General features: G+C 48.1%; 25 protein-coding genes and 1 tRNA gene. 3 read left to right on the top strand and 23 right to left on the bottom strand.

The window, feature by feature from the left end:
* The first annotated feature begins 178 nt into the window (after positions 1-178).
* Together ACZOTW_RS06980 and ACZOTW_RS06975 are read left to right on the top strand one after the other, a co-directional pair.
* Complete coding sequence (locus tag ACZOTW_RS06980; protein WP_483997860.1) at positions 179-2,425, top strand: O-antigen ligase family protein; 2,247 nt, start codon at positions 179-181, stop codon at positions 2,423-2,425.
* Between the two features lie 66 nt (positions 2,426-2,491).
* Positions 2,492-2,564, top strand: a tRNA-Thr gene (locus tag ACZOTW_RS06975).
* Positions 2,565-2,963: 399 nt separating this feature from the next.
* Here ACZOTW_RS06975 and ACZOTW_RS06970 read toward each other — a convergent pair.
* From ACZOTW_RS06970 to ACZOTW_RS06935, 8 genes are read right to left on the bottom strand one after another with little or no spacing between them, the layout of a single operon-like run.
* Complete coding sequence (locus ACZOTW_RS06970) at positions 2,964-3,167, bottom strand: hypothetical protein (RefSeq protein WP_428063014.1); 204 nt, start codon at positions 3,165-3,167, stop codon at positions 2,964-2,966.
* Positions 3,168-3,389: a hypothetical protein gene (locus ACZOTW_RS06965; RefSeq protein WP_176777849.1), complete on the bottom strand. Its 222-nt coding sequence runs from the start codon at positions 3,387-3,389 to the stop codon at positions 3,168-3,170. It lies immediately after the preceding gene.
* Position 3,390: 1 nt separating this feature from the next.
* Complete coding sequence (locus ACZOTW_RS06960) at positions 3,391-3,804, bottom strand: glycoside hydrolase family protein (protein WP_428045669.1); 414 nt, start codon at positions 3,802-3,804, stop codon at positions 3,391-3,393.
* Positions 3,804-4,025 carry a hypothetical protein gene (locus ACZOTW_RS06955; protein WP_428042213.1) on the bottom strand — a complete coding sequence of 74 codons (222 nt, stop codon included), beginning with the start codon at positions 4,023-4,025 and terminating at the stop codon, positions 3,804-3,806. Before ACZOTW_RS06955 ends, ACZOTW_RS06960 begins: the two co-directional genes overlap by 1 nt.
* Positions 4,025-4,381: a hypothetical protein gene (locus ACZOTW_RS06950; protein WP_483997859.1), complete on the bottom strand. Its 357-nt coding sequence runs from the start codon at positions 4,379-4,381 to the stop codon at positions 4,025-4,027. Before ACZOTW_RS06950 ends, ACZOTW_RS06955 begins: the two co-directional genes overlap by 1 nt.
* Positions 4,381-5,883, bottom strand: coding sequence for a hypothetical protein (locus tag ACZOTW_RS06945; protein ID WP_483997858.1), 1,503 nt, complete (start codon positions 5,881-5,883; stop codon positions 4,381-4,383). The genes ACZOTW_RS06950 and ACZOTW_RS06945 overlap by 1 nt, the downstream gene beginning before the upstream one ends.
* Positions 5,884-5,885: 2 nt before the next feature.
* Positions 5,886-8,390, bottom strand: coding sequence for a hypothetical protein (locus tag ACZOTW_RS06940; protein WP_483997857.1), 2,505 nt, complete (start codon positions 8,388-8,390; stop codon positions 5,886-5,888).
* Entirely contained in the window at positions 8,387-9,130 is a 744-nt protein-coding gene (locus ACZOTW_RS06935; RefSeq protein ID WP_483997856.1) for a hypothetical protein, read from the bottom strand. The genes ACZOTW_RS06940 and ACZOTW_RS06935 overlap by 4 nt, the downstream gene beginning before the upstream one ends.
* A gap of 51 nt (positions 9,131-9,181) precedes the next feature.
* On the opposite strand from ACZOTW_RS06935, the gene ACZOTW_RS06930 reads away from it, so the two are divergent.
* Positions 9,182-9,667: a hypothetical protein gene (locus tag ACZOTW_RS06930; RefSeq protein ID WP_483997855.1), complete on the top strand. Its 486-nt coding sequence runs from the start codon at positions 9,182-9,184 to the stop codon at positions 9,665-9,667.
* Here the strand turns inward: ACZOTW_RS06930 and ACZOTW_RS06925 are convergent.
* From ACZOTW_RS06925 to ACZOTW_RS06855, 15 genes are all read right to left on the bottom strand, one after another.
* Entirely contained in the window at positions 9,664-11,721 is a 2,058-nt protein-coding gene (locus tag ACZOTW_RS06925) for a phage tail tape measure protein (protein ID WP_483997854.1), read from the bottom strand. The two genes, ACZOTW_RS06930 and ACZOTW_RS06925, sit on opposite strands and share 4 nt — an antisense overlap.
* Entirely contained in the window at positions 11,711-11,983 is a 273-nt protein-coding gene (locus tag ACZOTW_RS06920) for a hypothetical protein (protein WP_428041031.1), read from the bottom strand. The genes ACZOTW_RS06925 and ACZOTW_RS06920 overlap by 11 nt, the downstream gene beginning before the upstream one ends.
* A gap of 29 nt (positions 11,984-12,012) precedes the next feature.
* On the bottom strand, positions 12,013-12,351 hold the full coding sequence (locus ACZOTW_RS06915) for a hypothetical protein (RefSeq protein WP_483997853.1): 339 nt from the start codon (positions 12,349-12,351) through the stop codon (positions 12,013-12,015).
* Between the two features lies 1 nt (position 12,352).
* Positions 12,353-12,790 carry a phage tail tube protein gene (locus ACZOTW_RS06910; RefSeq protein WP_483997852.1) on the bottom strand — a complete coding sequence of 146 codons (438 nt, stop codon included), beginning with the start codon at positions 12,788-12,790 and terminating at the stop codon, positions 12,353-12,355.
* On the bottom strand, positions 12,783-13,202 hold the full coding sequence (locus ACZOTW_RS06905) for a hypothetical protein (RefSeq protein WP_428041800.1): 420 nt from the start codon (positions 13,200-13,202) through the stop codon (positions 12,783-12,785). Before ACZOTW_RS06905 ends, ACZOTW_RS06910 begins: the two co-directional genes overlap by 8 nt.
* On the bottom strand, positions 13,202-13,792 hold the full coding sequence (locus ACZOTW_RS06900; RefSeq protein ID WP_483997851.1) for a hypothetical protein: 591 nt from the start codon (positions 13,790-13,792) through the stop codon (positions 13,202-13,204). Before ACZOTW_RS06900 ends, ACZOTW_RS06905 begins: the two co-directional genes overlap by 1 nt.
* The gene (locus tag ACZOTW_RS06895; protein ID WP_428045659.1) at positions 13,789-14,118 is read right to left on the bottom strand and encodes a hypothetical protein; all 330 of its coding nucleotides are present in this window, start codon (positions 14,116-14,118) and stop codon (positions 13,789-13,791) included. The genes ACZOTW_RS06900 and ACZOTW_RS06895 overlap by 4 nt, the downstream gene beginning before the upstream one ends.
* 1 nt (position 14,119) lies before the next feature.
* Complete coding sequence (locus ACZOTW_RS06890) at positions 14,120-14,311, bottom strand: hypothetical protein (protein ID WP_428041803.1); 192 nt, start codon at positions 14,309-14,311, stop codon at positions 14,120-14,122.
* Positions 14,312-14,356: 45 nt separating this feature from the next.
* Positions 14,357-15,643 carry a phage major capsid protein gene (locus ACZOTW_RS06885; RefSeq protein WP_483997850.1) on the bottom strand — a complete coding sequence of 429 codons (1,287 nt, stop codon included), beginning with the start codon at positions 15,641-15,643 and terminating at the stop codon, positions 14,357-14,359.
* Positions 15,640-16,257, bottom strand: coding sequence for an HK97 family phage prohead protease (locus ACZOTW_RS06880; protein WP_483997849.1), 618 nt, complete (start codon positions 16,255-16,257; stop codon positions 15,640-15,642). The genes ACZOTW_RS06885 and ACZOTW_RS06880 overlap by 4 nt, the downstream gene beginning before the upstream one ends.
* Before the next feature lie 7 nt (positions 16,258-16,264).
* Entirely contained in the window at positions 16,265-18,235 is a 1,971-nt protein-coding gene (locus ACZOTW_RS06875; RefSeq protein ID WP_483997848.1) for a phage portal protein, read from the bottom strand.
* Positions 18,236-18,240: 5 nt separating this feature from the next.
* Entirely contained in the window at positions 18,241-19,608 is a 1,368-nt protein-coding gene (terL, locus tag ACZOTW_RS06870) for a phage terminase large subunit (RefSeq protein ID WP_483997847.1), read from the bottom strand.
* Positions 19,571-19,999: a hypothetical protein gene (locus ACZOTW_RS06865; protein ID WP_428063045.1), complete on the bottom strand. Its 429-nt coding sequence runs from the start codon at positions 19,997-19,999 to the stop codon at positions 19,571-19,573. The genes terL and ACZOTW_RS06865 overlap by 38 nt, the downstream gene beginning before the upstream one ends.
* 307 nt (positions 20,000-20,306) lie before the next feature.
* Entirely contained in the window at positions 20,307-20,897 is a 591-nt protein-coding gene (locus tag ACZOTW_RS06860) for a hypothetical protein (protein WP_483997846.1), read from the bottom strand.
* Between the two features lie 131 nt (positions 20,898-21,028).
* Positions 21,029-21,564: hypothetical protein (locus ACZOTW_RS06855; RefSeq protein WP_483997845.1), on the bottom strand; the 536-nt coding region annotated here is incomplete at its 5' end.

Raw genomic sequence — 21,564 nt, 5'->3', positions numbered from 1 at the left:
TGTATCAAAAAAAAAAAAACGAGTCAAGCCTTTTTTGGGCCTAGACGAAAAAACTCTTTTATACGGGTCTTTTAGACCCGTTAACGGCCAATCAATAAACAACAAAGGCAAACGACAGATTCAGTAACCCTAGCGGGCCGGCTAGGGCCCGGCATAGTTTAATTGCTATAATACAAGTATGTCCGCAAAAAAGATTTCCACCCCTACTAAAAAAACCCCGGCAAGTCCGCTCGGGGCGTTCCTCCGCAAATGTTTACCCGTCGTTACCGGGTGGCTATGTCTGCTTGTCAGCATCTCCTTTTTTACCGGAACATACGACACCGCCCAAGTAAAACTCACCCTGCTTCACGCCGGGGCAACCGTACTTTTGGGCTTATGGGCCGCACTGAAAATAGCCGAGTGGAAAAGCCCTTTTACGCGCCAAAATTTCCCGTTTTTATTCCCTATATTTGCGTACCTCGGGTGGAATATCATTTCCTTTATATGCGGGCCTTTTCATTTGGAAAGTGCCGAGGAATTTATCCGCTTGCTAATGTACGGCGGAATAATGATGTTAATCGCTACTGAATTTACACAAAAAGATATCCGCACGCTTACTAAATTTATCATTATCGCCGCGTGGATTTCGTTTGCTTATGGGGCGTTGCAAATAGTGGACGGCTTTTGTCCGGGGGCAGATTTCCTGCCGTGGCGGGGCTTCTTTACGCGCCGCATTTTTTCCACCCACGCTAACCCCAATTTTTTTGGCGCGTTTGTAGTGTTTGCCTCGGCTGTCGCCGGCGCACAATATTTGGCAACGCGCAAGAAATCACTACTTGTACTCTTGGGGCTTGGGCTAGTAGAACTATTCTTCACGGAGAGCAAAGGCGCGTGGTTGGCATACGGGGCGGCGGCCGCGGTGGGTACTTTTCTGTTTACCAACCGTATTTTCCCCACTAAACATATAAAAAAATTAAACCTTGCAGCGGCAGGAGTGCTTCTCGCCGCCCTTATATTGGCGGGAACCTATACGGCAAAACGCTTTCAGTCCGTCAGTTTCCGCTCGTTTACCTGGCTTGCCGCCTTTGAAATGGTGCAAGACTCCCCCGTTATAGGCACCGGGCCGGGCAGTTTTAAAATTATTTATCCGGCCTACAAACGCCCGCAAATTTTTTACATTGAAAACTCCCACAATACCGAAACACAACACGCCGAAAACGAATATCTGGAACAATGGGCCACAACGGGGACGGTGGGACTGGCAATCTTTCTGTGGCTGCTGGCTTTCGTGTTTATCTGCGCTTGGAAAAACTTGCAGACAGCAAGCCAACTATCCGCCGAAGAACGCGAGAGAGCGTTCTATTTACTGGGCTATGCTACGGCACTTGCCGGACTAATGGCGCACGCATTTGTGGATATCAGTTTGCGTTTTGCTTCCAGCGGGCTCTTTTTTGCGGTATTTATCGGAGTAATTATTGCCTTGTCCAACCCACCGCAAGAAGATAACTCAAAAGAAAAAATCTTCTTTTCCGCGCCGTGGCTTTTGTGGGTGGCCCGATTGGTGTTAGCGGGGGCGTTGGCTTATGGTGCGTGGCAAGTGTTGGGAGAATTTAAAGAAGTTTCAGGCTCTATGTCTGCCAGTAAACTCGGCGACGGATTTTTAATCTGCTGTGCGTGGACCGTACTGTTAGGGTGCATACTGGGCGTAGGCTATATGTACCTGCGGACCGCGTGGACAAGCCGAGCGGCGCGTACCGGGCTGTTACTGGCCGCCACCGTGCCGGGACTGGTGTGGTTCTATGGGCTCTTTCAGGCGAACCATTATTACAGTTTAGGCGTGCGTCTGGTGCAAATGGGTAACGCCGAGGGAGCATTGTCTTATTTTACGCGGGCAGTTAAACTAAACCCGCTTTTGACGGAATACCGCCAATACCGCGCCAACACCTTTGCCACTATATTTGATTTGACAACGCAATTTTCCCCCGCACGCGGCGATACGGATAAACCGTCTAACGATTATGAACGGGCCTTAAAAGATTTTGCGTGGGTGCTTAAATATGCCCCCAACCATACGGCCCTACATCAAAATATCGGCCAGTTGTATTATGCTATGGCGTTGCGGGCCTCCCAAGAGGCGGCGCAGGCCAAAAGTGCGGACGAATTTCAGCGGTACAGTCAAATTGCGCGGGACAATATGGAGCAGGCCAAGCGCGCCTTTAAGCGTTCGCTGGCGCTGGACCCGGTTAATGCGGAAACCTATCTCTTTTTGACGAGCATTTCCCTGATGGAGCGCAACCCGGCGCAAGCCCAAGCGTGGATAGATGCTTACAAGCGCGGCCCCAAAGGTGTAACCGAAGATGAATTTTTGGAGAAAAACCGCCATAACCCGCAGATAAATGCCCTGGAAATGCAGGTACAAAAAATAACTTCTTCCGTCAGAAAATAAGAGAGCGTGTGCAAAGTTGTCTGTTTTTTTGTAGAATATATATGTTAGAAGTGAACGATTTGTAATGCCAAGATAGCTCAGCTGGTAGAGCAATCGCTTCGTAAGCGATAGGTCCGGGGTTCGATCCCCCGTCTTGGCTCTTTTTTATGCCCTCCGTCGGAGGGCTTTTTTTTCGTCCAAAAAGTGATTTTTTTATCATTTTCTCGTCGTAAAAACAATATTACGAAAGGCGCGGTAGGCGCAACAAAAAGCGGGGTCCGTGTCAGAGTTTTGTCAGAGTTCTGACATTTTTTGGAACTCAAAAACAAAGAATCCTGCGCACTTTATCACCTGCTTTACATTTTCTACAAATAATCCGGCAAGGCTTACCAACTTTTTGGCAAAGAGATTCCCCAAAATAGGGGTCATACTCTGCGTACTTACAACGCGGGCTCACTCACAAACCTCTTTAAAGGCTACCAAGGCTCGCAGGTTTTGGTCGTTTAAGGCTTCAATGCCCGTGTCTTGGTAATCAAAACGAATCCGGCACACCGCCGCATTACTTTTTATGCTCGCGCAACCGAGCAAGCAAATCCACCCGGCTAAGACGACTAACAGAGCGAAGTACCTCATCCACTTTTGCATTTTCCTTTTCCTTGGCCTTAAAGGCCGCATTTTCCGCGCTTTTTCGCCCGGAGCGGTACATTACCGCCCCGAACGTAAATAAGCCACAGATGACCCCAATGATGGCCCAAGGGGTCATTTATTTTCCCACCTTTACTTTGGGCTGTTCAAAGCCAAATTTGGTGAGGATGCTAATCACTTTTACACCAAGTGCACGCACGCGGCCAAGGATTGCGTCATCCTTTTTGCTGTCCGTCCACTTGACGACAATTTCCGCCGCGCCGATTAAGCACGCCCACAAGGCCAGTACGCTGTCCCAGTTGGTTTTTAACCATACTACTGCTTCTTTGATGTGTTCCATTTTACCACTCTCCTTTTTTCATAATTTTTGATAATTCTGCCGCTCGGCGGCCCACCTGTACCGCCCATTTGCTCGCCAACATCTCTTTGGCGGCGGTCTGATAGTCGCCCTGTTCCACGGCGGTAAGCATTTTTTTGAAGCCTTTTAAGCCCGCAAGGCCCATATTAAAGGCCATATCCACCAATACAAATTGCCGCGCGTCGTCCAGTTTCCACCACCAAGGGAACGCGTCTTTGACGGCTTGTTCCGCCCGGGTTAAATCCTCTTGCAGGATAAACAAGGCGGCATTTGCGCTGATGCCGTTTTCCAAATTGTGCCCATAGCCAATGGTTAAATGGCCCGTAGGGCATTTGTAGGGGAGTTTGGAAAAGCCCTCATAGCGGCGAATATAGGCCGCGGCTTTTACGTTATCCATTAATCATCCCTCCTGCGATAGTGCATTTCACTAATACGCTTATGCGCGTTGGCGCAACTGTCTTCCAACTTGGCCACACGTTCTTGCAGATGGTTATATTTATCCTGCTTGGATTCCAAGCGGGACAGGTCTTTGCGGATAGCGCGCAGTTCGTTCCATAACCCGCCGGCGGCAAATACCACAGCCGCCACTTTCCAAAGCACATTAAAGTCTAATTCCATTATTGGCCCTCCTCTTTTTGGGTTTCGGACTGCGCGGACTCAGCCGGCCCACCACGCAATAGATTAGCCAAAGACTCAATTTCCTGCGCCTTGGCCCGCACATAGTCGCTTACGCCGCTATTGTTGGCAAGGACCAGTTCCCGCACCGCGCGGGTTAGCCCGGTGGAAAGTTCCAACGCCTGTACCTTTTCTGCGGCCGTGGGCTCCGGCTTGCTCGGCGCGTAGCCCTTGACGTACCACGCCCCGTTGTAGGCCTGCTCTACGTCCATTTCTACCGCGCCTAAAATCTGGGCGAGTTTTGCCCCTTGTACTACCTGTACTTCTTTGGTCTGTTGATTAACAATTTTTGCAAACATTATTTCGCCCCCTTGCAAGGATAAAAATACACCGTTCCTACACCAAACCTAGCCTTAACCGTTTGTCCTTTGCCAACAAAAAAAGCAAACGCATCTGCGTTAGTTCCATTTTTGCCATAGCAATAACATTGGTTGATAATTGTTTTGCCGTCTAATTGGACGAGGCAGTTACTCCACCCGGTATTGATACCAATAGTTGCATCAGCATTATTTGTAGGCACATAGTTAATCCACCCGGCAGACGGAGCCACAAAATCAGTAGCGTTTACCAAGGTCGCCCAAGTGGCAGTATCCTTAGCCAATAAATCCAGTAACGCCGATTTGGAAGCATTCGGCACGTTAGACAAATCCATATTGGCTTTGCCGGCAAGCGCCCCTGTAAACTCTGCTGCCTGTGCCGTACTAGCGGGCACCGCCGCAGTAAAAGATACTATCCAAGGGTACTTGATATTTTCCATAGGAGTAGCGGCCGCGTAACCGAAAGCATACCAGCGGGTCCCTTGTCCTATTGGTTGCACATTCTCGTGTGTGAACCCAGTTGCCGTAACATTATAAGGGTAATGTTCACTATCGTATGCGGCTTGGTGTCTAGTTGACATATTGCCAAACAACAACGTAGGAGGAGTTGCGTATGGTTTCCAAAAGGTTTCTGTAATAGCCGTTGTACCAATCGTTTGAGGATTAGCAAAATACCCTCCCTGTTCAAGCCAGCCATCGCTATACAGGGCATACCAATCGTTGCCGTTGACTTCTTTTTTAACAAGATATCTACCTGAGTTTTTGTGTTTCGGCAATCGCAGAGAGCCCTCCACCTCGTCCGCCACATAATAGGGGCACTCGCCGTAAGCGGACAGGGCTTCGTCGTACTGGGCTTTGGTTTTGCACAGTTCGGGGTGGCTTTTTACCCACGCGTAAAAATCGGGATACAACGCGGCGGCGTTAGGATAATACTCGCCCGTCCACGCTGGCAAACAGCCGGGGTTGTCTTTGGCTAATGAGGATTGGCTCCACACTAACTGCCCGATAGCAAGTCCACGGGAATTTTGCGCGCTTTGCGCCGCGTCCTGCGCGTATTTTTTAGCCGAATAAAGGTCTTCCTCCACCGGGCCGTCTGTTTTGCTGGCCCAGTTTTTAGAGGCCGCAACCTGTTCACTCCCCTCCTTTTGCACCTTACTTACTTGCGCAGTGCCAGCCGACTCAACAGCCGATACTTGCTCCGCGCCGACAGTTTCTACCGCGCTCTTTTGTGCCGTCCCAGCGGCAGTAACAATTCCAACCTGCTTGGTGCCCTCTGCCGTAATCTTTTCCATTTCGGCCGCGCCACTCTGCTCTGTCAACTGTTTAATGGCCGTTGGAAACTGAATAACATCTTTTTCCGGCTCCATACCGGCCAGTTCTATCGCGCCCTGAATTTCATTTTTGATTTGGTTGTAATCGCTCGCAGTGATAGTATGCTTTGTTTGCGGGATAAAAACTTTGTCCTCTTTGTCTTCAATAAACATAGTTACTCCTTGTAATTTAATGGGGTCGGGAATTGTGTTTGATACACATTGTATTCCATAGTCGGCACATCGGCGGCCGTGGTAACGTCTTTAAGCGTAAGCGTCATTAAGCGTTTAGCAAAAGAAAGTTCCAACCCGGTAATTTTAAAAACACGTTTCCAAACGGGCAATTTTAAGAACTTGTTGTAATCGCTCCAATTTTTGTCGGCAATATTGGCATTTTCGGCACAGACAGTAATTTTATCGCCCAACTCCAAACTTAAATCAGGGCGGCACTCCGCTTGCAAAGTATATCCCGGCGTGGATAAAGCCTCGTAATTGGCCTTTGCCACTGCACCGGAAATATCTACATTGTCAGCGGGAATAAAGTTATCGTTGGATATCGTCTTTTCGTGTACTCCATACTGATCAATAGAATTTGGTCGGGCTTTTTGTTCGGTAAAATCATCTATAATTGTTTTAAATTGCCCATATTCAACACTAATACGATTGGCTAAACTATCAATATCGGCCGAATGGTTATCCACTTCTACCAATACATTGGGTGTTAGTTCTGTTTCAGCATACCGCCCCTGCCGGGAACGAAAGAAAAATACACCATCCTGATTGAATCCAATTTCGTAGGCCACCATTTTTGCAAGTTGCGCCACGGCCTCGCCAACACTTAACCCAGTGAGATCTACGAAAGGTAATTCTGATGAAGTAATAAAAGAACTTACTTTTAGTTCTTCAAAAACTTCGTAACCGGTCTGAGATGTACTCCGATAATGTAACTCCAAAAATTTATCAGAAGACAAAAAACTCATTCCGTTATCAATTCTGGCAAGAGAAGTCCAGTTTATCCCATCGTTACTGGTATGAAATAGCCACTCGCCACGCCCATTATTTACAACCGATTTTTGATATTCTAATTTGCGCCATTTTGTTGCTTCTTCGGACAAAGCAAGATTCCAATATGCACCAGCCGTTTTAAATGTATGACACCCGTTTGTGTCATTAAATACTTGTTGATATAAGGAAACTCTATTTTTATTCGTCCAATCTGTTTCGGTCAAGGCTTCTTCCCGCCAACCCAAACGGGCAACAAAAATATTGTATTGGTTGTTATACATAGTTCCCTGCATAGATACTGTTAAATGCGTAAAAGAACCGTCATACTTTCCGGGAATGGCAATCCGCTGAATAATACCACCATCATTAGTCCCTTTATCCGTTAAGCCATCTGTATATAGGTACAAAGCACTTTCCGACAGTTCAAACCCTACGATAGCTCTATGATAGCCATCATACAATAAGTTTTCTGTTCCATCCTGTATAGTCAGAACTTGACTACGATGCCCATCCTGTACCCGAAAACGAATAATCAGCCCATTTTCTGTGGCATCTAAAAATTTTAACTCTGCATAATCATCCGAAAAATCACCTGCAATAACATAGGTTCCCGTACTTGGATAACCGATGTGAAAATAACCTTTCTTCGGTACCCGAACTGGCCCCGTCTGTTCATATCCATTTCCAGCTTTTCGCCACAAACCAATGCTCAAAGGGTGGCTATCATTTTTAATAAGATTTAGAAAAGTTTTTTGTTTCCAAATAGCCTTTTCTTCATCGTAATCAAACAAGAAGGTACTATATTTCTGCTGTAAATCGGTTTCATATAAAACGGCTCCATTATTCACATTAAATACGGCTTTCTCTACTTGTCGCTTTTCCACGCCAGCCAAATCTAGCAGGGCGTTGACAATATCCTCTATTGCCATATCTTTATGCCAATAACGGTACGAAAGCCACATTTTGTATCCGACCGTAGGCGTAAATTTTAATTTTACAACGGCGGGTTTGGTGTATTCGTTGGTGTCCGAAAGGTCATAATCGTTCCCGGCAGAAAGTGTTTGCGCGCTCTCAAAATCCGCCCCATACTTCACTTCGTCCACATACCCCACACCTGTTTCGGCGGTGGCAAATTCTTTGCCTTGGTCCTTGGAATTTTGCGAGGTTACCGCCGTGGCAAGTTCGTCCGTTTTGGTTAAACAAAAAGATTCCGCGCTGACGTATTCCAGCGCATCCAAACTGGATGTAACCGTCAGTTCCAAGCGGTTGCCGTTATCCCGGAATACGGGCGAGGAATACACAAACCCCGTAAAAACCGTGATACTGGCAGTCGGAGCACCCTTTTCGGCCGTTTCTATGTTGTAAACTACTTTACTGCCCCACAAAACGGCATTTTCAAAAAGTCCGCCGGTTAAGCCCTCTTTAAAGCAGTTTAAATCGTTATTAAAAATGAGCGTAACATTGGAAGCATCCCACTTATCCACCTCGTCGGTATCAAGGGCCATTTTGATAGAGCCGGCCTCAATAAGTAAATCCGTAACGTCTATGGGCTTGGTTTCTAGCGCATATTTAAGGGTATCCGCATTCCATTTGCGGCGGTAAAGTAGCAACCGCTTTTTAATGGGTAGCGACGCATCCGCCAAGGCTAATTTTATCGGTTCGGGTACAGTTCTCATTTGCTTACCACCTTTAAGGTATAATCCAGTAAGCCGGAAAAGCGGTTTAAATCGGGAGACAAATCCCTATCTAACAGCCCTTCCAGTACAAAAAAATCCAATTCTTTAAACGGAACAACGGTAATGCTTTCGTTGTTTTGCACCAGTGCACGCAAGACCTTATATTGGGCATAACTCCCGTTAGACACCTTTATTTCCACACCGGGGCGGTGGTAATCCGTCCAGGCATAATAACTGCCGTCCTGCGCGGTATATTCGCCCCCTTGCGTATTTGGAACGATAGAAACCTGCGAGGTAGCCTTTAAATCAAACAGGTATTTTAAGCAGCGCACTTCGCCAATTTCAAAGTAATTTTTGGAACAGGTAAACGCAAACGTAATTTCCTGCGCGGTAAAAGGAGTCAGTTTTAAGATATTGTTCTGCGCAAGCGCGAAAGTGCCTAACGCCACCGTTTCCCCTTGTGTGTTTAAATACGAAATAGCCACGCTGTCCGCGGTGGAATTTTCCAAAATAACTGTGTCTATGGTGCGGGACGTAATTTGCCCGTACTTATCTTTAAAGGCCACGTGCCAGTTTTTAGGTTGGGTAACGTCCGTGTTGTAAAAAGTGGCCGGAGTATCGGCGGCGTTATCGTACAAGGCGGACATATTTTGCACATCGCCTGTAAACGCGCAACGCTTGGTAATAAAGTTCTGCCCGTAGCATTTAATGGGCGTTTTAATTTGTATTGTTTCAACCATAATGCAATATTTTCCCCTGAAAATGGGTTATACTAATAAGAGGAGGCTCTTATGAAAAAAGTTTTGTCCGCTCTTATTTTGCTGCTCATCCCGTTGTTCGGTTTTGCAACGGAATTTAAGACCGTTTGTGCCGCCCGAGTCTCTTTGAATTTTTCTCCTTGCTTTGCTTATAAAACTACTCCCAACGGGAACAATTCTTACACCACTTCTTGTATTGAACATTCCTCTATGGATTTTTTACCTTGTTACACGTGGAACTCCATTAAAAATGAAGACGGTTCTTATAGGACCTCTTGCGTTGTTAGGACCTCTTTAACTCTGCAAACTTGTGTCCAGTGGAAAAGCACGCTTGGTCAAAATGGTTCTTATTCTACCGAATGTAGCGCTTATACTTCCTTAGACTATGCAAAAAAACCTTGTGTAGAATATAAGACTACCAAAGAGACAAGCGGAAATTTACTTACTACTTGCTCTTCATACTCCAATCTCGCTTATGCAAAAGAGCAATGCACTCTTTGGAAAACAACCGAACGCTAACCGACATATTTATTGCGTTTCGCACCCGCCTTATAGGCCACATTGGCAAATTCCAAGGCATCTACCGTTCCGCGTTTAATGGCTTGCGTAATAGCGGTTAAATCGCCGCCGTTTTGCACGTTAATCGTTTGGTTGATAACCGCACCGCCGGCTCCGCCAGGCTCGGTATTTCCCTCGGCAATATCAAAAAGCCTAGCCTGTTGTGCGCGGTTTAAAATCATTTCCCCGCTGTTTACGCGTGCGAGTACATTATCCCCGCTAAACGAATTTCCTGGCACCACCCCGCCTGTTGCAAAGCCATCTGCAAAAGCCAAAACGGCTGCCATAATCCCGGCGCCGATGGCAATAGCACCCCACAAGGCCCACCCGGCAGAAGCCGCCGCCGCTTTTGAACCAGCCTCAGCAGCATTGGCTGCCACATTTACCTTGGCCGCAGTAGTATTTGCCACCTGTACAGCAATAATATTTTTTATCTGTTCGGCCGCAAGATCTGCCAGTATTTTTACGAAACTTTGGTACATACTTTGACAAAAATTGATTGCTATATCTTTTAGCCCACTCCACCCATTTCCTATTTGTTGGAATAATGCCTGGAAAGATGTTGAAAGATTACTTTGTAATGCACTATATACAGAACTCACCTGGCTTGTAATATTTAGGCTTTGTTGGGCAGACACATCATACACCGTCTGCCAAAAGCCTTGCACCTTTTCAGTAGTGGATGCCAAATGCTCCTCCGTGTTCTTGGAAGCAATATCCTGTTGCTCTGTTTGAGCGCTTATCAAGGCTTCATTTTGTGCAGAAGTAAATTTTTGCGTTTCCGCCAGTAACTTTTCGTTTTTATCTTTTTCGTATTGAAGTTGGCGCTGTCCAATATCAAACGATGCTTGCGCCGCCGCATTTTGAACCTGATACATAGCCGTGCGCAGTTTTTCGCCAATGCCTGGAATCCACCCGAGGGTCGTTTCCCAAGAGGATAGCCACAGTTCCACCCCTTTGCAAATGACAATCGTTAAAGTGTTCCACGCCTGCGCCATATAATGGCAAACCTTGTCCCAATTTTTCCATAAGGCCACAATTCCGGCTACTACGCCCGCAATCGCCATAATCGTTACGCCAATAGGCCCGGTGGCAATCGTCCAGGCCGCACCAACAGCCGGAGCAAGCGCAATCCAAGAGCCGCACGCCGCTACTAACGCCCCAAATACCGTAAGCACCGCGCCTACGCTTGCCGCTACGTGGGCTAACGTGGAAACTAAATTAGGGTTATTGTTTATCCACTCTTTAATGCCGGCGACGACATCGGCCGCGCATTTTACCAAACTGTTTAGCGTTGGCAAAAGCCCGGCCACCACTTGCTGGGCAAGCCCACCAAGGGAGCCCTTTAATCTATCCAAATTGTCATTAAAATTGCTCCCGGCTTCTGCGACCTCTTGGCTCATCACATAACCGTATTTGTGGGCCTCGTCTTTTAGTTTGGCTATGCCGTCCGCCCCTTCCGCAAGCATCGGCAAAAGGGCCGTTCCGGCACGACCGAAAACCGTCATAGCCAAGCCTGCCCGTTGGCTGGGGTCCGCTACGCCTGCAATGGCTTGGGATAGTGCGTCAAACTGGGCTTGCGGGTTCATAGCGCGAAGTTCCGCAAGCGACAGCCCCAAGGTTTCTAATGCACTCGTAAAGGCCGCACTCTCAGTGCCGCTGTCCGTTAAGCCCTTTTGCATAGTGCGCAGGGCCACCTCCACCGTAGCCAAATTGGAGCCCGTCATTTTAGCCACATAGCCCAGTTCCTGCACGGCTTCCACCGTCAGGCCTGTGCGTTTGGCCGTATCGTCCGCCACGTCTGCGGCGTTTGCCAAAGATTTTACCGCTACACCCAAGGCGGCCGTAATAGCCCCGCCTACCACGGCAAAACTTGCCCCTACCTTCTGCATAGATTTGCCGAATTTTTGCAGGTCGCTATTTGTCTTGGCAAAAGCGTCGTTTACCTTTTGCATTTGCGCGGTGAACGATTTGCTTTCCAAAATAAGTTCAATGCTAAGTGTTTTACTTGCCATTTATACTGCCGCCTTTTCGTTTGGTTAATTCTTTTAGCATAGCCGCCACATCGCTTGCCGATGCCGGCTTTTCAAACGGATTTTTAAGAATATCCTTTACCTTCAAGGCCCGCTGGTGTTTGCCACGGTGTGCATTAAATATTACACACATTAGGCTTGCCGTCCGCTCCCAAGAGCGGTATTCGTCCAATTCCTGACGCTTTTTCAGCAGGTCAAATTCCTTAAAAGATAACTCCCAAAATTCCGCATCCGTCAGCCCCAAGTCATAACGGCCTATTGCCCATAGGCCGTCTAGCGTTGGGGCGCAACTGCCAAAGGGGGTTCTTTGTCCCCTGTTTTAGCCGGGGTGGAATTATCCGCCACCAGCCCCATTACTTTGGTGGAAAGAACCTGCAAATCTTTATCACTTAACTGCTCGGCCAGTTCTTCTAACGAAAGCGTACACCCGCCGTTTTTAAACGCCGCCCATACCAGCGTTAAAATATCGGTGAGCGAGGGCTTGGAACCCGGCCCAAATGCTTCAAAATAGTTCCTTTTGGTGGCTTGTTCCCAATAGAGCGGAACACGCATAGAAAATTTGAGCGTGTATCCTTTGCCGTTAAGCGTGAAGGTCGTTTCTTTCTTGGACATATTACGCTCCTACGGCATCCGTAAAGGTCGGCTTGCCGGAAATTTTTAACGTAGCCGCAAACGTGAGTTGGCTGTCAATCGTAGCATCGCCCACAGCGCGAAAGGACGAAATCATACAGTTGCAGGCCCACTTGGCACCCGCCGTTTCGCCCGCCGCTTTGGGGAACTCAATCGTAACGGGTACAATGCTTTTGGCAAAAAAGGCCTCGCGCACAGCGGCCTGACCTTCGTCGCCACCCACAAAGTTGCCCTCAATGGTAAAATCCCCCGCATCGGAAATAGACGGGATAAATTCGCGAAAACCGCCTTCCGTGTCGTGATTGGAAACGTCAATCGTTTCGGTGGAAGGCTCAATGCCGCCCACGCTGGACAGTTCCGCCACTGCCTTTTCATTAATTAAAAGTTTTACGCCTAAACCGGCTCTTGCTTTGCTACCCATTATTAATTCTCCTTTGGTATTTGATTTCCACCGTCATACTGAACGCCACATACGGGAAACCGTCGTATGAGACTTGCACGTCCGGCAACAGGGCGTATGTAAAATCCCCGCTGTCTTCCGTAAGTTTATCCAAGGCCTTTTTGGTGTCCTGGATAAAAGAAAGGGTTTTGTCCACCAAGTTTTCTTCGCCCGTTTTGACCACGCCGCCGATAATCCACGTATCGGTGCAGGTAAGCACATTTTGTGCGCGCGTTTCCTCGCGCAGGTTGGTGGGGTAAATTTGCAGGGTGTATTCCGCGGTAATATTACTGCGTAAGCCCTTTAAAACGAGTACATCCTGCACAAATGCCCCCGGCACCGTAAGGAGCGCGTAAAGTGCATTTAAAAAATAAGTAGGTGTCAATTCGTTCATCAGCCCTCCGCCAGTTTGCCCAGTGCGTTTTTTAGTTCCTCAAAAACCGCCTGTTGGCTCTGCTCCAAGGATAAAGACAAATAACGCTTGGCCGGTATGGTTACGCGTTTTTTTAAAACAAACATCGGCACGGGTTTTGTCTTGCCGCCTTGGTACAAAATCAGCGTGCCTTCTTTGGTGCGCTGAAAAAAACCGTTGGGCACTTCCCGCGCCCGCATATTGCCCGCGCCCGCGGAAGACTTGGCGTACTGGGTGGGAATCGTCAGCCATTGGCGGTTGACAGGGCGGATAATGCCGCCCGTTTCCAAAATGTTGGCATAGACCACGGGTTTGCCCGTGCGTTGTCCACTGCCAATATGAGCGGCGAGTTTGCCGTCCTGCTCGCGAACGACGGAGCCTATACTGCTTCGCAATTTACCCGTGGGTGCGTTCAAAATGCCGCCCTTTGTGGTGTTGAGTTTAACCCGGTTTTCCACTAGGAGTGCCGCCCGGCGAAACGCCATAAGCACTTCCGGCGCTTTAAGGGCCCCAATACGCGCGAGCAAGCCCTTAATTTCCTTTAATTCCGCCGGGTTAAACGATAGACTCATAATGCCACCACCGGGCGATATGCGTCTAAAATACGCTGTGCTTCTTTGCGGTAGCGGGAAGCGCGGTCCACAAAGTTGCCGTCCCCGTCCACATAATTGGTGCTGGAATAGGCCGCAATATATTCCGCAATCGCCCACTTTATAAGGGCCGCCTTGATGTCCGCAGGCACCGTTTGGGCGGTGTACTCCGCAAACGAAATCTTGGCATAATTTGCCGCCTGCGGCTGTGCCAACTCAATGCAAGCGGAAATCTGCTCTTTCACGGATTCCGTTTTGGGCTCGTTTGCCAAAAACACCAATACTTCGTCTGCGGTAATCAGGCTCATTTTATTTCATCTCCAACGTAAAATTGCACTTGGGACAGGCAATTTTTTGCCCCGGTTTTACCCGTTCAAACAGCACCGTATTGTGGCAAAACCCGCACACCACCTTCTGCTTGGCCCATTTGGGCGCCGTTTGCTGGTCGGGTTTATCAGCCGGAGCCGTTTCCGTCTTGTCGTTTTGTTCGTTCTTTTTCATAAACGCTCCAACTCCCCCGGTGTTACCCGGGGGAGATTTTTCTGTTTAGGAGGCCGCTTCGCCGGATTTGAGCACCGCAAAAGCAGAGGTTCTGACAGGGTTGCCGCCGACACGCATTTTCATACGATAGCGGATGGTATCCTTGTCAAAGTTGGAATACGGATCGGCTTCAATGGCCAAGGTGTTGGGCATTAAACCAATGTAGTATTTCTTCCAGTCGCCAAACGCAATGACGTTTTTGGCGGCGGTGGAGGCATCCGTTGCACCCGGAGCAAATTCGCTCAAAAAGTACGGCTTGCCCAAAAACGTGGACGGGTCGCCCGCTACGGCATTGGCAAAGAGCGGCACCCCGTCGGTGCTTTTTACTTTGCGCAAGACCGTCAGCGCGTAACTGGACAGGCAGAATTTAGCACGCGCCAAATCGCCGGGTTTTAAAAGCCCGACCAAGTCGGCTACGCTGTCGTAATCCACATCTTTGAGGGCTTTGCCTTTGGCAAGCGCAACGGCTTGTACGCCCGTAGCGGCATTTAAAATACCCTTAAAGTTGGCGGTGTCGCCGGAAATACCGTTGAGCACCACATTGTCAATCAGTTGCGCAATAGCGTAGGTCATTTGGTCCACCAAAATACCCACGAACGAAACTACGCTGTCCTGCAACAGTTCGCTGGACACGCCGTCCGTTAAGGACACCGCCTTTAAAGCCTTGATAACCACATTTTTAAATGTGGGGTTGCTCTTGGTGGCGGCGGTATTTTCGCCCGTAAAAGAGGCCGTGGCAAGGCCGTCTTCCGCCGGGAAGGAAACTTCCGGCGCGGACATCGGGAACACATTGCACTCGCGCATAGCGAAACTGTCGTTACGCACGGCTTTAATGAGTTCCGGCACAATCACGCTGGGCACCAAATAACCGCCGTTGGCGTCCGTGCCTTCCACATTGGCGGCTTTGCAAAAGTCGCTGTAAATGGCCGGGTTGTGCGTGGAAATGGACTTGAACAGGCTAATGCCCCATTTCGTAAACAGGGCCGCGTTAGCGCGGTTCTCTTCCACAGATTTTTCTTGATTTTGGAAGTAGCCTTTTTCCCGCAGAACGGAAACGATTTCGTTTACGTTGGCCCCCAAATGCGTGCCAAAATCCGCCTTGGTTTGAAGCGGATTTCCCACGGGGGCGGATTCCAGTCTGGACACTTTTTCCGTCAAAGCATCCAGTTTGCCGTTGACGTCCTTTTTAAGGGTTTCAACAGCCGCGGCACTCTTTTCCGCCTGCGCGGAAAGGTCTTTCGTGCCATTATCAAACACGGCTTTCGCCAAGTCTTTGATTTCTTGTTCAGTCATTTGTTTACCTCTTGATTAATTTCGGCCAAGGCATTTTTAAATGCTTTGGCGATGGTTTCTTTTTCCCCTTTGCCGCTTTCGGACATAGGCACGGGTGCCGCCGGAGCAGTTGCTTTGGGGGTAAAAATCTTTTTAAGCGCCCGGGGGTTACACGGCACGGCCGCCTGCGAAATTTCCAACAGTTCCACCTTTTTAAACAGATAGCCCGTTACCATTTCGTTGCCCATAGCGTCCTTTTCTTTGATATAGTCGTATTCCAAGGCACGGAACCCTACCGAAAACGCCGCCAATCCCTCTTTGGCTAAGGCAAAGGCCCAATCGGCCGCGTCGTTGCCCTTTTCTACAAAATAAACGGATTTTCCAACCAGGCCGCCGTTTTCTATGTGCAAATCTTCCACGCGCCCAATAATGTTTTTTACGCTGCTATAATTGTGCGAATCCAACAATACAGGGTTCTTTAAAAAGTTCTTTGCCCCGTCCAACAACACATCCGGCGGCAAGACATCTCCGGCGCGGTCTTTCTGCTTGTGCGAAAAGATGGCCTCAATGCTGTTTTCTTCTTCGTTTACCGATTTGACGGTTACCTCAAAAGATAGGTTTTGTTTTTCGTTCATAAGTTCCTCATTTATAGTTGAGTAAAATCGTACAGCGGCAGTTGCACACCTCGCCTGCGTTTATGGCCGCGGGGTCGCCCGGGTGGGAAAGCCCGTTGGAAAACACCTCGTTCGCGGCCCGGGTTTCCCCGTCCAGTTCCGCGTGTGATTCACGCACTTCACTATCGCGGGCCGTCAGCCATGTTTTAGTGGCTCCCAGTTCGGCCGCATATTCCACCGTGCCGCCATTAAGCGCCCCAGTGCTTTCGGTACGGGCAATGTTGCGCGCCCGCATTTTAAAACCGCCTAGCACCTCTGCGGCTAACTTTTCGGCCAAATCCTCATTACTCTGCCCGTCGGCAAGGCCTTGCGTCAAAATGTCCTCTACCTTAGCCCGCGTCGTGTGGTTAATGCCCGTCAAACGCGTAGCCACTTTGCCCAAATAGCGGCGTTCGGCCACCTCTTCCGCCTCTGCTTTAACGGATTTTTGCAACTGTTCCCGGCCAAAGCCAATGCCCACGCGCACCGCATCAGCCACCACCGGGAAAAAGCGTTTTTCAAGGGCTTTATCCTCCGCGCCCCAGTCGTAGGCGTTTAATGTCCCGTCCTTAGCGGCGCGTTTTAAGCGGCTGCCCTGCTCCAAAAAGAAGCGCCCCATTTTCTGCGCCATTAACATTTCCGTACGGATTTGAGTACGGTCAAAACGCTTCCAAACGGTTTCCTTGCGCAAGTCCTGCGTGCTTTTTGTATGCGTGCAAGTACAGGCCTTGGTGTCGTCCGTTTCTGCCGTAAGCCCGGCGCGGTAATCCGAAGCGGGCACTAAGCCAAAATTAATCCACCAATCATCCCCCCACGTTACCGGCTCAAAACCCAAGTTTAAGCGGTCGCTGATTTTGTTAATCGGATACCCGATAGAAGCAAGCGTTTGGGCGGTTTTTACTTTATCGGCAAAATCGGCTTGGAACGCCTCTACATTGTCGTACTTAAAGCGAATTTCCAGTTCCGGTGCAAAGGGGCGGACAACTGACGTATTGAGCGCACTTTCCACCTTGCGCACCATTGGGCGGATGACATTTTGCCAAAAAGTACGCAACTGCCCCATATAGGTGGCGTAGTTGGTGGTGTCCGTCATATTTAAAAGTGCTTTTTGCATTTGCAGGCCGGATAAAATGCGCTCGCTTGTGTTTTTGGAATTTTCCACAAATTCCGCCGTGCCGTTGTTGGTATTGATAGAATACGGTTTAAGCCCGCCGGATAAAAAGCCTGTATTGCCGCGCTTTTCGCTCCCTTTGTGCCCGGCTTCCCACGCGTCTTTGATAGCGTCCATTTGCGTTTTGGTTAAATCTCGCTCTGTCGCCAAAATAAAGGGCGTTTGGGAATTGTTTTCATAAAACGTGCGGTTGGACTTCATGGCGGCCTTATTGGCCTTGATGAGTTCAGCTAGCGGCGTTAAGGGCGAAACGGAGCGGAACATATCCACCGGGTTAAAATAGCGGATATGGATAACATCCTCCGCCGGATAAATCACACCCTTAATGCTCCAAGCCGACACACCCCACGCGTCAAAAGACGCTGCCGCGCAGTCCTTGGGATTAACCGGCCACAACTGGGCGGGCAAATTACGCGTGCCGGCCAGTTGCCCGCGGGATTTTACTTTGAGGATAAAAACCTCGCGGTGGTAAGCCAAAAAGCCGTACACAAATTCCAAAAAAGTATTTAAATCCATTTCCGGGTTGGGACGGTCCAACAGTTCCGAGAGCGGGCGTACCTGTGGGTTATCGCGGTACACTTCGGCATTGTCTTTAAAACGAAAATAGCCCAATTCGGCCTGGGTGGCATTGGTGGAAATAAATAAAATACTTTGATAGACTTCGGGAATCTCCGCAAAGGCACTTGGCATATTGGAACCCACAAGCGGTTGCCAAACCTGTGCGGCCGCCGGAGTTTCGTCCGAATTCCCTTTCTTAAAAAGACTTTTCCATAATTGTTTAATGTTCATATTCCTTATCCCCACAGAACCACCGGTGTATTGTCATTTAAAAGTTGGTTGACGCCGTCGGCCAGACAGTCCACCTGGTCATCGTGCGTGTGCTTCATATCCTGCCGGAAAGCCACACACTCGTCCAAAAATTCATCCATCCCTTCCTGCGGAACAAACACTTTCCCCGCCGCTACATACGGCACAATGTCCAGCACGCGGGAAAACTTATCCTTTTGGCGGGTAAGCGGCACAATCGGCAACGCTTCACGCGCCAGTTCCTGTATAAGACCCGTTCCGCTGACTTTATCCTCAATGTAAAACACGCCCACCGTGCCAAACTGGATACGGATTTGTTGGTAAAACACCCGGGCCGTAGAAAGCAGTTCGGGGGCTTCAAATTTGCCCCGTATTTGGGCTAACAGGTAGGCGTTTCCCTGTACCAATCCCCACGCTTGAAAAACGGTAAAATCGTTGTTTTGTCCCGTTTTTTGCGCCGTATCGGCCACGATTATCACCCGCGTAGGCGGGGCGGGCAGTTCGCTATACCGTTTGAACCACACCAGTTTCAGCACATTGCCGCCTGCCACCGTAGGGCTTTGTTGGTAAAGCGCTTCCCAAGCCAAGGGCCCCAACATTTTCTTTTGTGCTAACAGAAACTCCAAGGAGCGCAATTCCGGAAATAAGGCTTTCCCATCGGGCGCAATAGCCGGATAACGAAACGAAAGCACGCCTTTTATTTCGCGCTTTAACGTGCCGATTAAATCGTCCACATGCCAGCGGCTGTGCACCACCACAATCATACTGGGCGTTTGGCGGCGGCTGACAATATCTGCCCGGAAACGGTCTAAAATCTTATCCCGCATTGTTTGACTGTACGCCTCTTCCCGGTTGCGGTAGGGGTCGTCAATCAAAGACACGTGAGACGGGTGCCCAATGTTCCCTGCCCCCATTAAGCGGAAATCCACCTGCCCGCCTGCCGCTCCGTCCGGCGTTAGCAAAACAAGCGTTTGGATGTTTTCCGTCTGTCCGCCCCCGGTACGCGGCCCAAATATGGACTGGTACCGCGGAGAGCGTAAAATCATCTTTACAGCAAGCGACGTTTCAAAGAGCAATTTATCCGAGGCGGTGTAGTAGTTAAACCGTTTGTCGGGGTGTAACCCTACCAACCACGCCAAAAAATGCCGCATAAGGGTGGATTTGCCGTGCTGGACGGGTGCCTCCACCGTGGCGACGGGTAAGCCGCCATTTAAAAACTGCCAATACACTTGGTACTGCAAAAAATCGCAAAACGCTTTGACCCACCAGTTTGTTTTTTGCTCTACACCGCTGACGTATCGGTAGAACAAATAGAAATCACTTTGTAGCGCCCGGCGCATTTTGCTTTGCAACATACACGCGCTCCGCCATTATCTTTTTAAGGTCGCTTTCCGAAATTTTCTCGGTTTTAAGGGTCAAATCTACCTTGCTTTCTGCCGGGGACAACATTTCTACAAGTTTAAGGGCCGCATCCACCTGCTTGCCGTTCATCCCGGCGGGATTCTTTTCCAGCAAATAGGTGCGCAGGCGGCGCGCTAATGCTTCCATAGCCACTACTTTTTCGCCCGTTTTGGTGGAGATTACCTCTGCAAACACGTGCGCTAAATTATCCTTTAAGCGGTTGCGTTCGTGCCACTTGTACAGGCCCGCGCTTTTGGCCGCAGGCGAAGGCTGATTGGTCGCCGAAAAGCGGCACTCTTTGGGTGGCAATTTGCCGTTTTTGCCCACACGCTCTTTTTTAGGCATAGGCACCCCCTTGCCGAAAATGACACAAAGGGACGGCCCCGGTGTAAAATAAGGGTTTAAAAAAGGGTTGGATTTTGTTTTTAGGGTGCAACGAAGCCAGGGTAACGGAATGGTTGGTTTTGTTCCATTTCCCCAAGCCGGAAAGGTTTATTTGGGAAAGATAATTTTTTGTCTGCACCCGGGAACTCCCGGGGACGACATCCGCTTCTAAACGCAAAAAGGAACGACCCCTTTTGGTTTAGGAGACGTTCCTTTTGTGGATAGCACTAATAGTATAACTAATCAAACATTATTTTGCAAGGGGTTCCTAAAACAATCCTTTTTTGTATGTTTTTTGAAATCGGACAAAAGAAACTATCGTCCACAAAGAAAAAAAACCAAATAACCCTAAAACTCCTATTTTGGTATATAAGAAATAATCCAAGAAAGAGGCTGCCACCACCCCCAGCATAAGACATGCTAAACCCCAAAAGAAAAGGTTTATTCCGATAATTGAAAAAAATAAATTCATATACAAAATAATTCCGCCTACTTCCACGTCAGCATTTTCTTCTCCGGTCACAAAGGCATCATTCAAAATTTTGATATGTTCTTGATCTTGATTCAAAATCATAGCAGAATGTCGTTCCTGCTCAAATAATCCCCAAATTAATAAAACGATTGAAGACAAGAGACAAAGCCAGCCAGCAAACCAAAAAGCCTCTCCTTCCATTTTCCTTTCTTCTACAAAAAAGCGAAATAGAGGAATACTTCCAAATAATAAAGTGGTTGAAAGTGTTAAAACTATTTTGATAATTTGCAACCACAAAGCATTTATTTTATCAATCCGACCTTCTATTTTAGAAAGGCAAAAAGAAATCGTATTTTTAATTTCATTTCGAGGGATAATTATTCTCATCAAAAACTCCTTATAATGTTTTAACTTACATTCACTCTACCCAATACGAAGAAACTTTGCAAATTCCGTCTAAAAAGCGATGCTTTGGGGCAAAAAAATCCCCGCCGAAGCAGGGGATAAATTAGAACAATTTACTTCTTATTAATCTTTTGGTTGAACGCATCTATACCTGATTGAGGCACTACCATTTTTTCCATTTCCAAAGCAGGTGTAGAGGTTTTTATAAATAATACTCTATTCCTTTCCACCTTCCAACAAAACCCTCCCATAATAATAACTACCAAGAACACAAGGAAACAAATACCACACAACTTTTTAACCCCCCGTTGCGGTTCATTGGCTTGAATAAAATTATGAAAAACGTGCAAAAAAGCGAACAGACACAAGCAAAACACGCTAATAAAAAGTGAAGCATGGTAGACATTTTTTATTTGCAAGGCCACTGACGCTGAAACGGAAATAAAAGTAAATAAAGTAACAAAAATTCCCAAAAGTTCAATATTATTTTTCGTTTGTCTTGATAAGTTTCTTTCTATCTGTTTGATTTTATTTGCCAGTTTCTCTTGTTGTTTTTTAGAAGCATCCGCTAATTTTTGTTTTTCATCAATAGCTGCCATTAGTTGCGCTATATTCTCTTTGAATTGTTGATAGTCGTCAGAAATTTCTT

It is taken from the genome of Candidatus Avelusimicrobium sp. (assembly GCF_056976295.1).
Note: the sequence above shows the minus strand (reverse complement) of the source record. Positions and strands in the feature narration are given on the sequence as shown.

Bases quoted from the DNA above. Each gene is read 5' to 3' on its own strand.
- ACZOTW_RS06915 (WP_483997853.1), bottom strand. From the start codon at position 12,351: ATGTCCAAGAAAGAAACGACCTTCACGCTTAACGGCAAAGGATACACG.
- ACZOTW_RS06970 (WP_428063014.1), bottom strand. From the start codon at position 3,167: ATGACCCCTTGGGCCATCATTGGGGTCATCTGTGGCTTATTTACGTTC.
- ACZOTW_RS06945 (WP_483997858.1), bottom strand. From the start codon at position 5,883: ATGTTTATTGAAGACAAAGAGGACAAAGTTTTTATCCCGCAAACAAAG.
- ACZOTW_RS06980 (WP_483997860.1), top strand. From the start codon at position 179: ATGTCCGCAAAAAAGATTTCCACCCCTACTAAAAAAACCCCGGCAAGT.
- ACZOTW_RS06930 (WP_483997855.1), top strand. From the start codon at position 9,182: ATGAAAAAAGTTTTGTCCGCTCTTATTTTGCTGCTCATCCCGTTGTTC.
- ACZOTW_RS06880 (WP_483997849.1), bottom strand. From the start codon at position 16,257: ATGAACGAAAAACAAAACCTATCTTTTGAGGTAACCGTCAAATCGGTA.
- ACZOTW_RS06910 (WP_483997852.1), bottom strand. From the start codon at position 12,790: ATGGGTAGCAAAGCAAGAGCCGGTTTAGGCGTAAAACTTTTAATTAAT.
- ACZOTW_RS06960 (WP_428045669.1), bottom strand. From the start codon at position 3,804: ATGGATAACGTAAAAGCCGCGGCCTATATTCGCCGCTATGAGGGCTTT.
- ACZOTW_RS06905 (WP_428041800.1), bottom strand. From the start codon at position 13,202: ATGAACGAATTGACACCTACTTATTTTTTAAATGCACTTTACGCGCTC.
- ACZOTW_RS06860 (WP_483997846.1), bottom strand. From the start codon at position 20,897: ATGAGAATAATTATCCCTCGAAATGAAATTAAAAATACGATTTCTTTT.
- ACZOTW_RS06950 (WP_483997859.1), bottom strand. From the start codon at position 4,381: ATGTTTGCAAAAATTGTTAATCAACAGACCAAAGAAGTACAGGTAGTA.
- ACZOTW_RS06965 (WP_176777849.1), bottom strand. From the start codon at position 3,389: ATGGAACACATCAAAGAAGCAGTAGTATGGTTAAAAACCAACTGGGAC.
- ACZOTW_RS06935 (WP_483997856.1), bottom strand. From the start codon at position 9,130: ATGGTTGAAACAATACAAATTAAAACGCCCATTAAATGCTACGGGCAG.
- terL (WP_483997847.1), bottom strand. From the start codon at position 19,608: ATGTTGCAAAGCAAAATGCGCCGGGCGCTACAAAGTGATTTCTATTTG.
- ACZOTW_RS06940 (WP_483997857.1), bottom strand. From the start codon at position 8,390: ATGAGAACTGTACCCGAACCGATAAAATTAGCCTTGGCGGATGCGTCG.
- ACZOTW_RS06925 (WP_483997854.1), bottom strand. From the start codon at position 11,721: ATGGCAAGTAAAACACTTAGCATTGAACTTATTTTGGAAAGCAAATCG.
- ACZOTW_RS06865 (WP_428063045.1), bottom strand. From the start codon at position 19,999: ATGCCTAAAAAAGAGCGTGTGGGCAAAAACGGCAAATTGCCACCCAAA.
- ACZOTW_RS06895 (WP_428045659.1), bottom strand. From the start codon at position 14,118: ATGAGCCTGATTACCGCAGACGAAGTATTGGTGTTTTTGGCAAACGAG.
- ACZOTW_RS06900 (WP_483997851.1), bottom strand. From the start codon at position 13,792: ATGAGTCTATCGTTTAACCCGGCGGAATTAAAGGAAATTAAGGGCTTG.
- ACZOTW_RS06955 (WP_428042213.1), bottom strand. From the start codon at position 4,025: ATGGAATTAGACTTTAATGTGCTTTGGAAAGTGGCGGCTGTGGTATTT.
- ACZOTW_RS06885 (WP_483997850.1), bottom strand. From the start codon at position 15,643: ATGACTGAACAAGAAATCAAAGACTTGGCGAAAGCCGTGTTTGATAAT.
- ACZOTW_RS06890 (WP_428041803.1), bottom strand. From the start codon at position 14,311: ATGAAAAAGAACGAACAAAACGACAAGACGGAAACGGCTCCGGCTGAT.
- ACZOTW_RS06875 (WP_483997848.1), bottom strand. From the start codon at position 18,235: ATGAACATTAAACAATTATGGAAAAGTCTTTTTAAGAAAGGGAATTCG.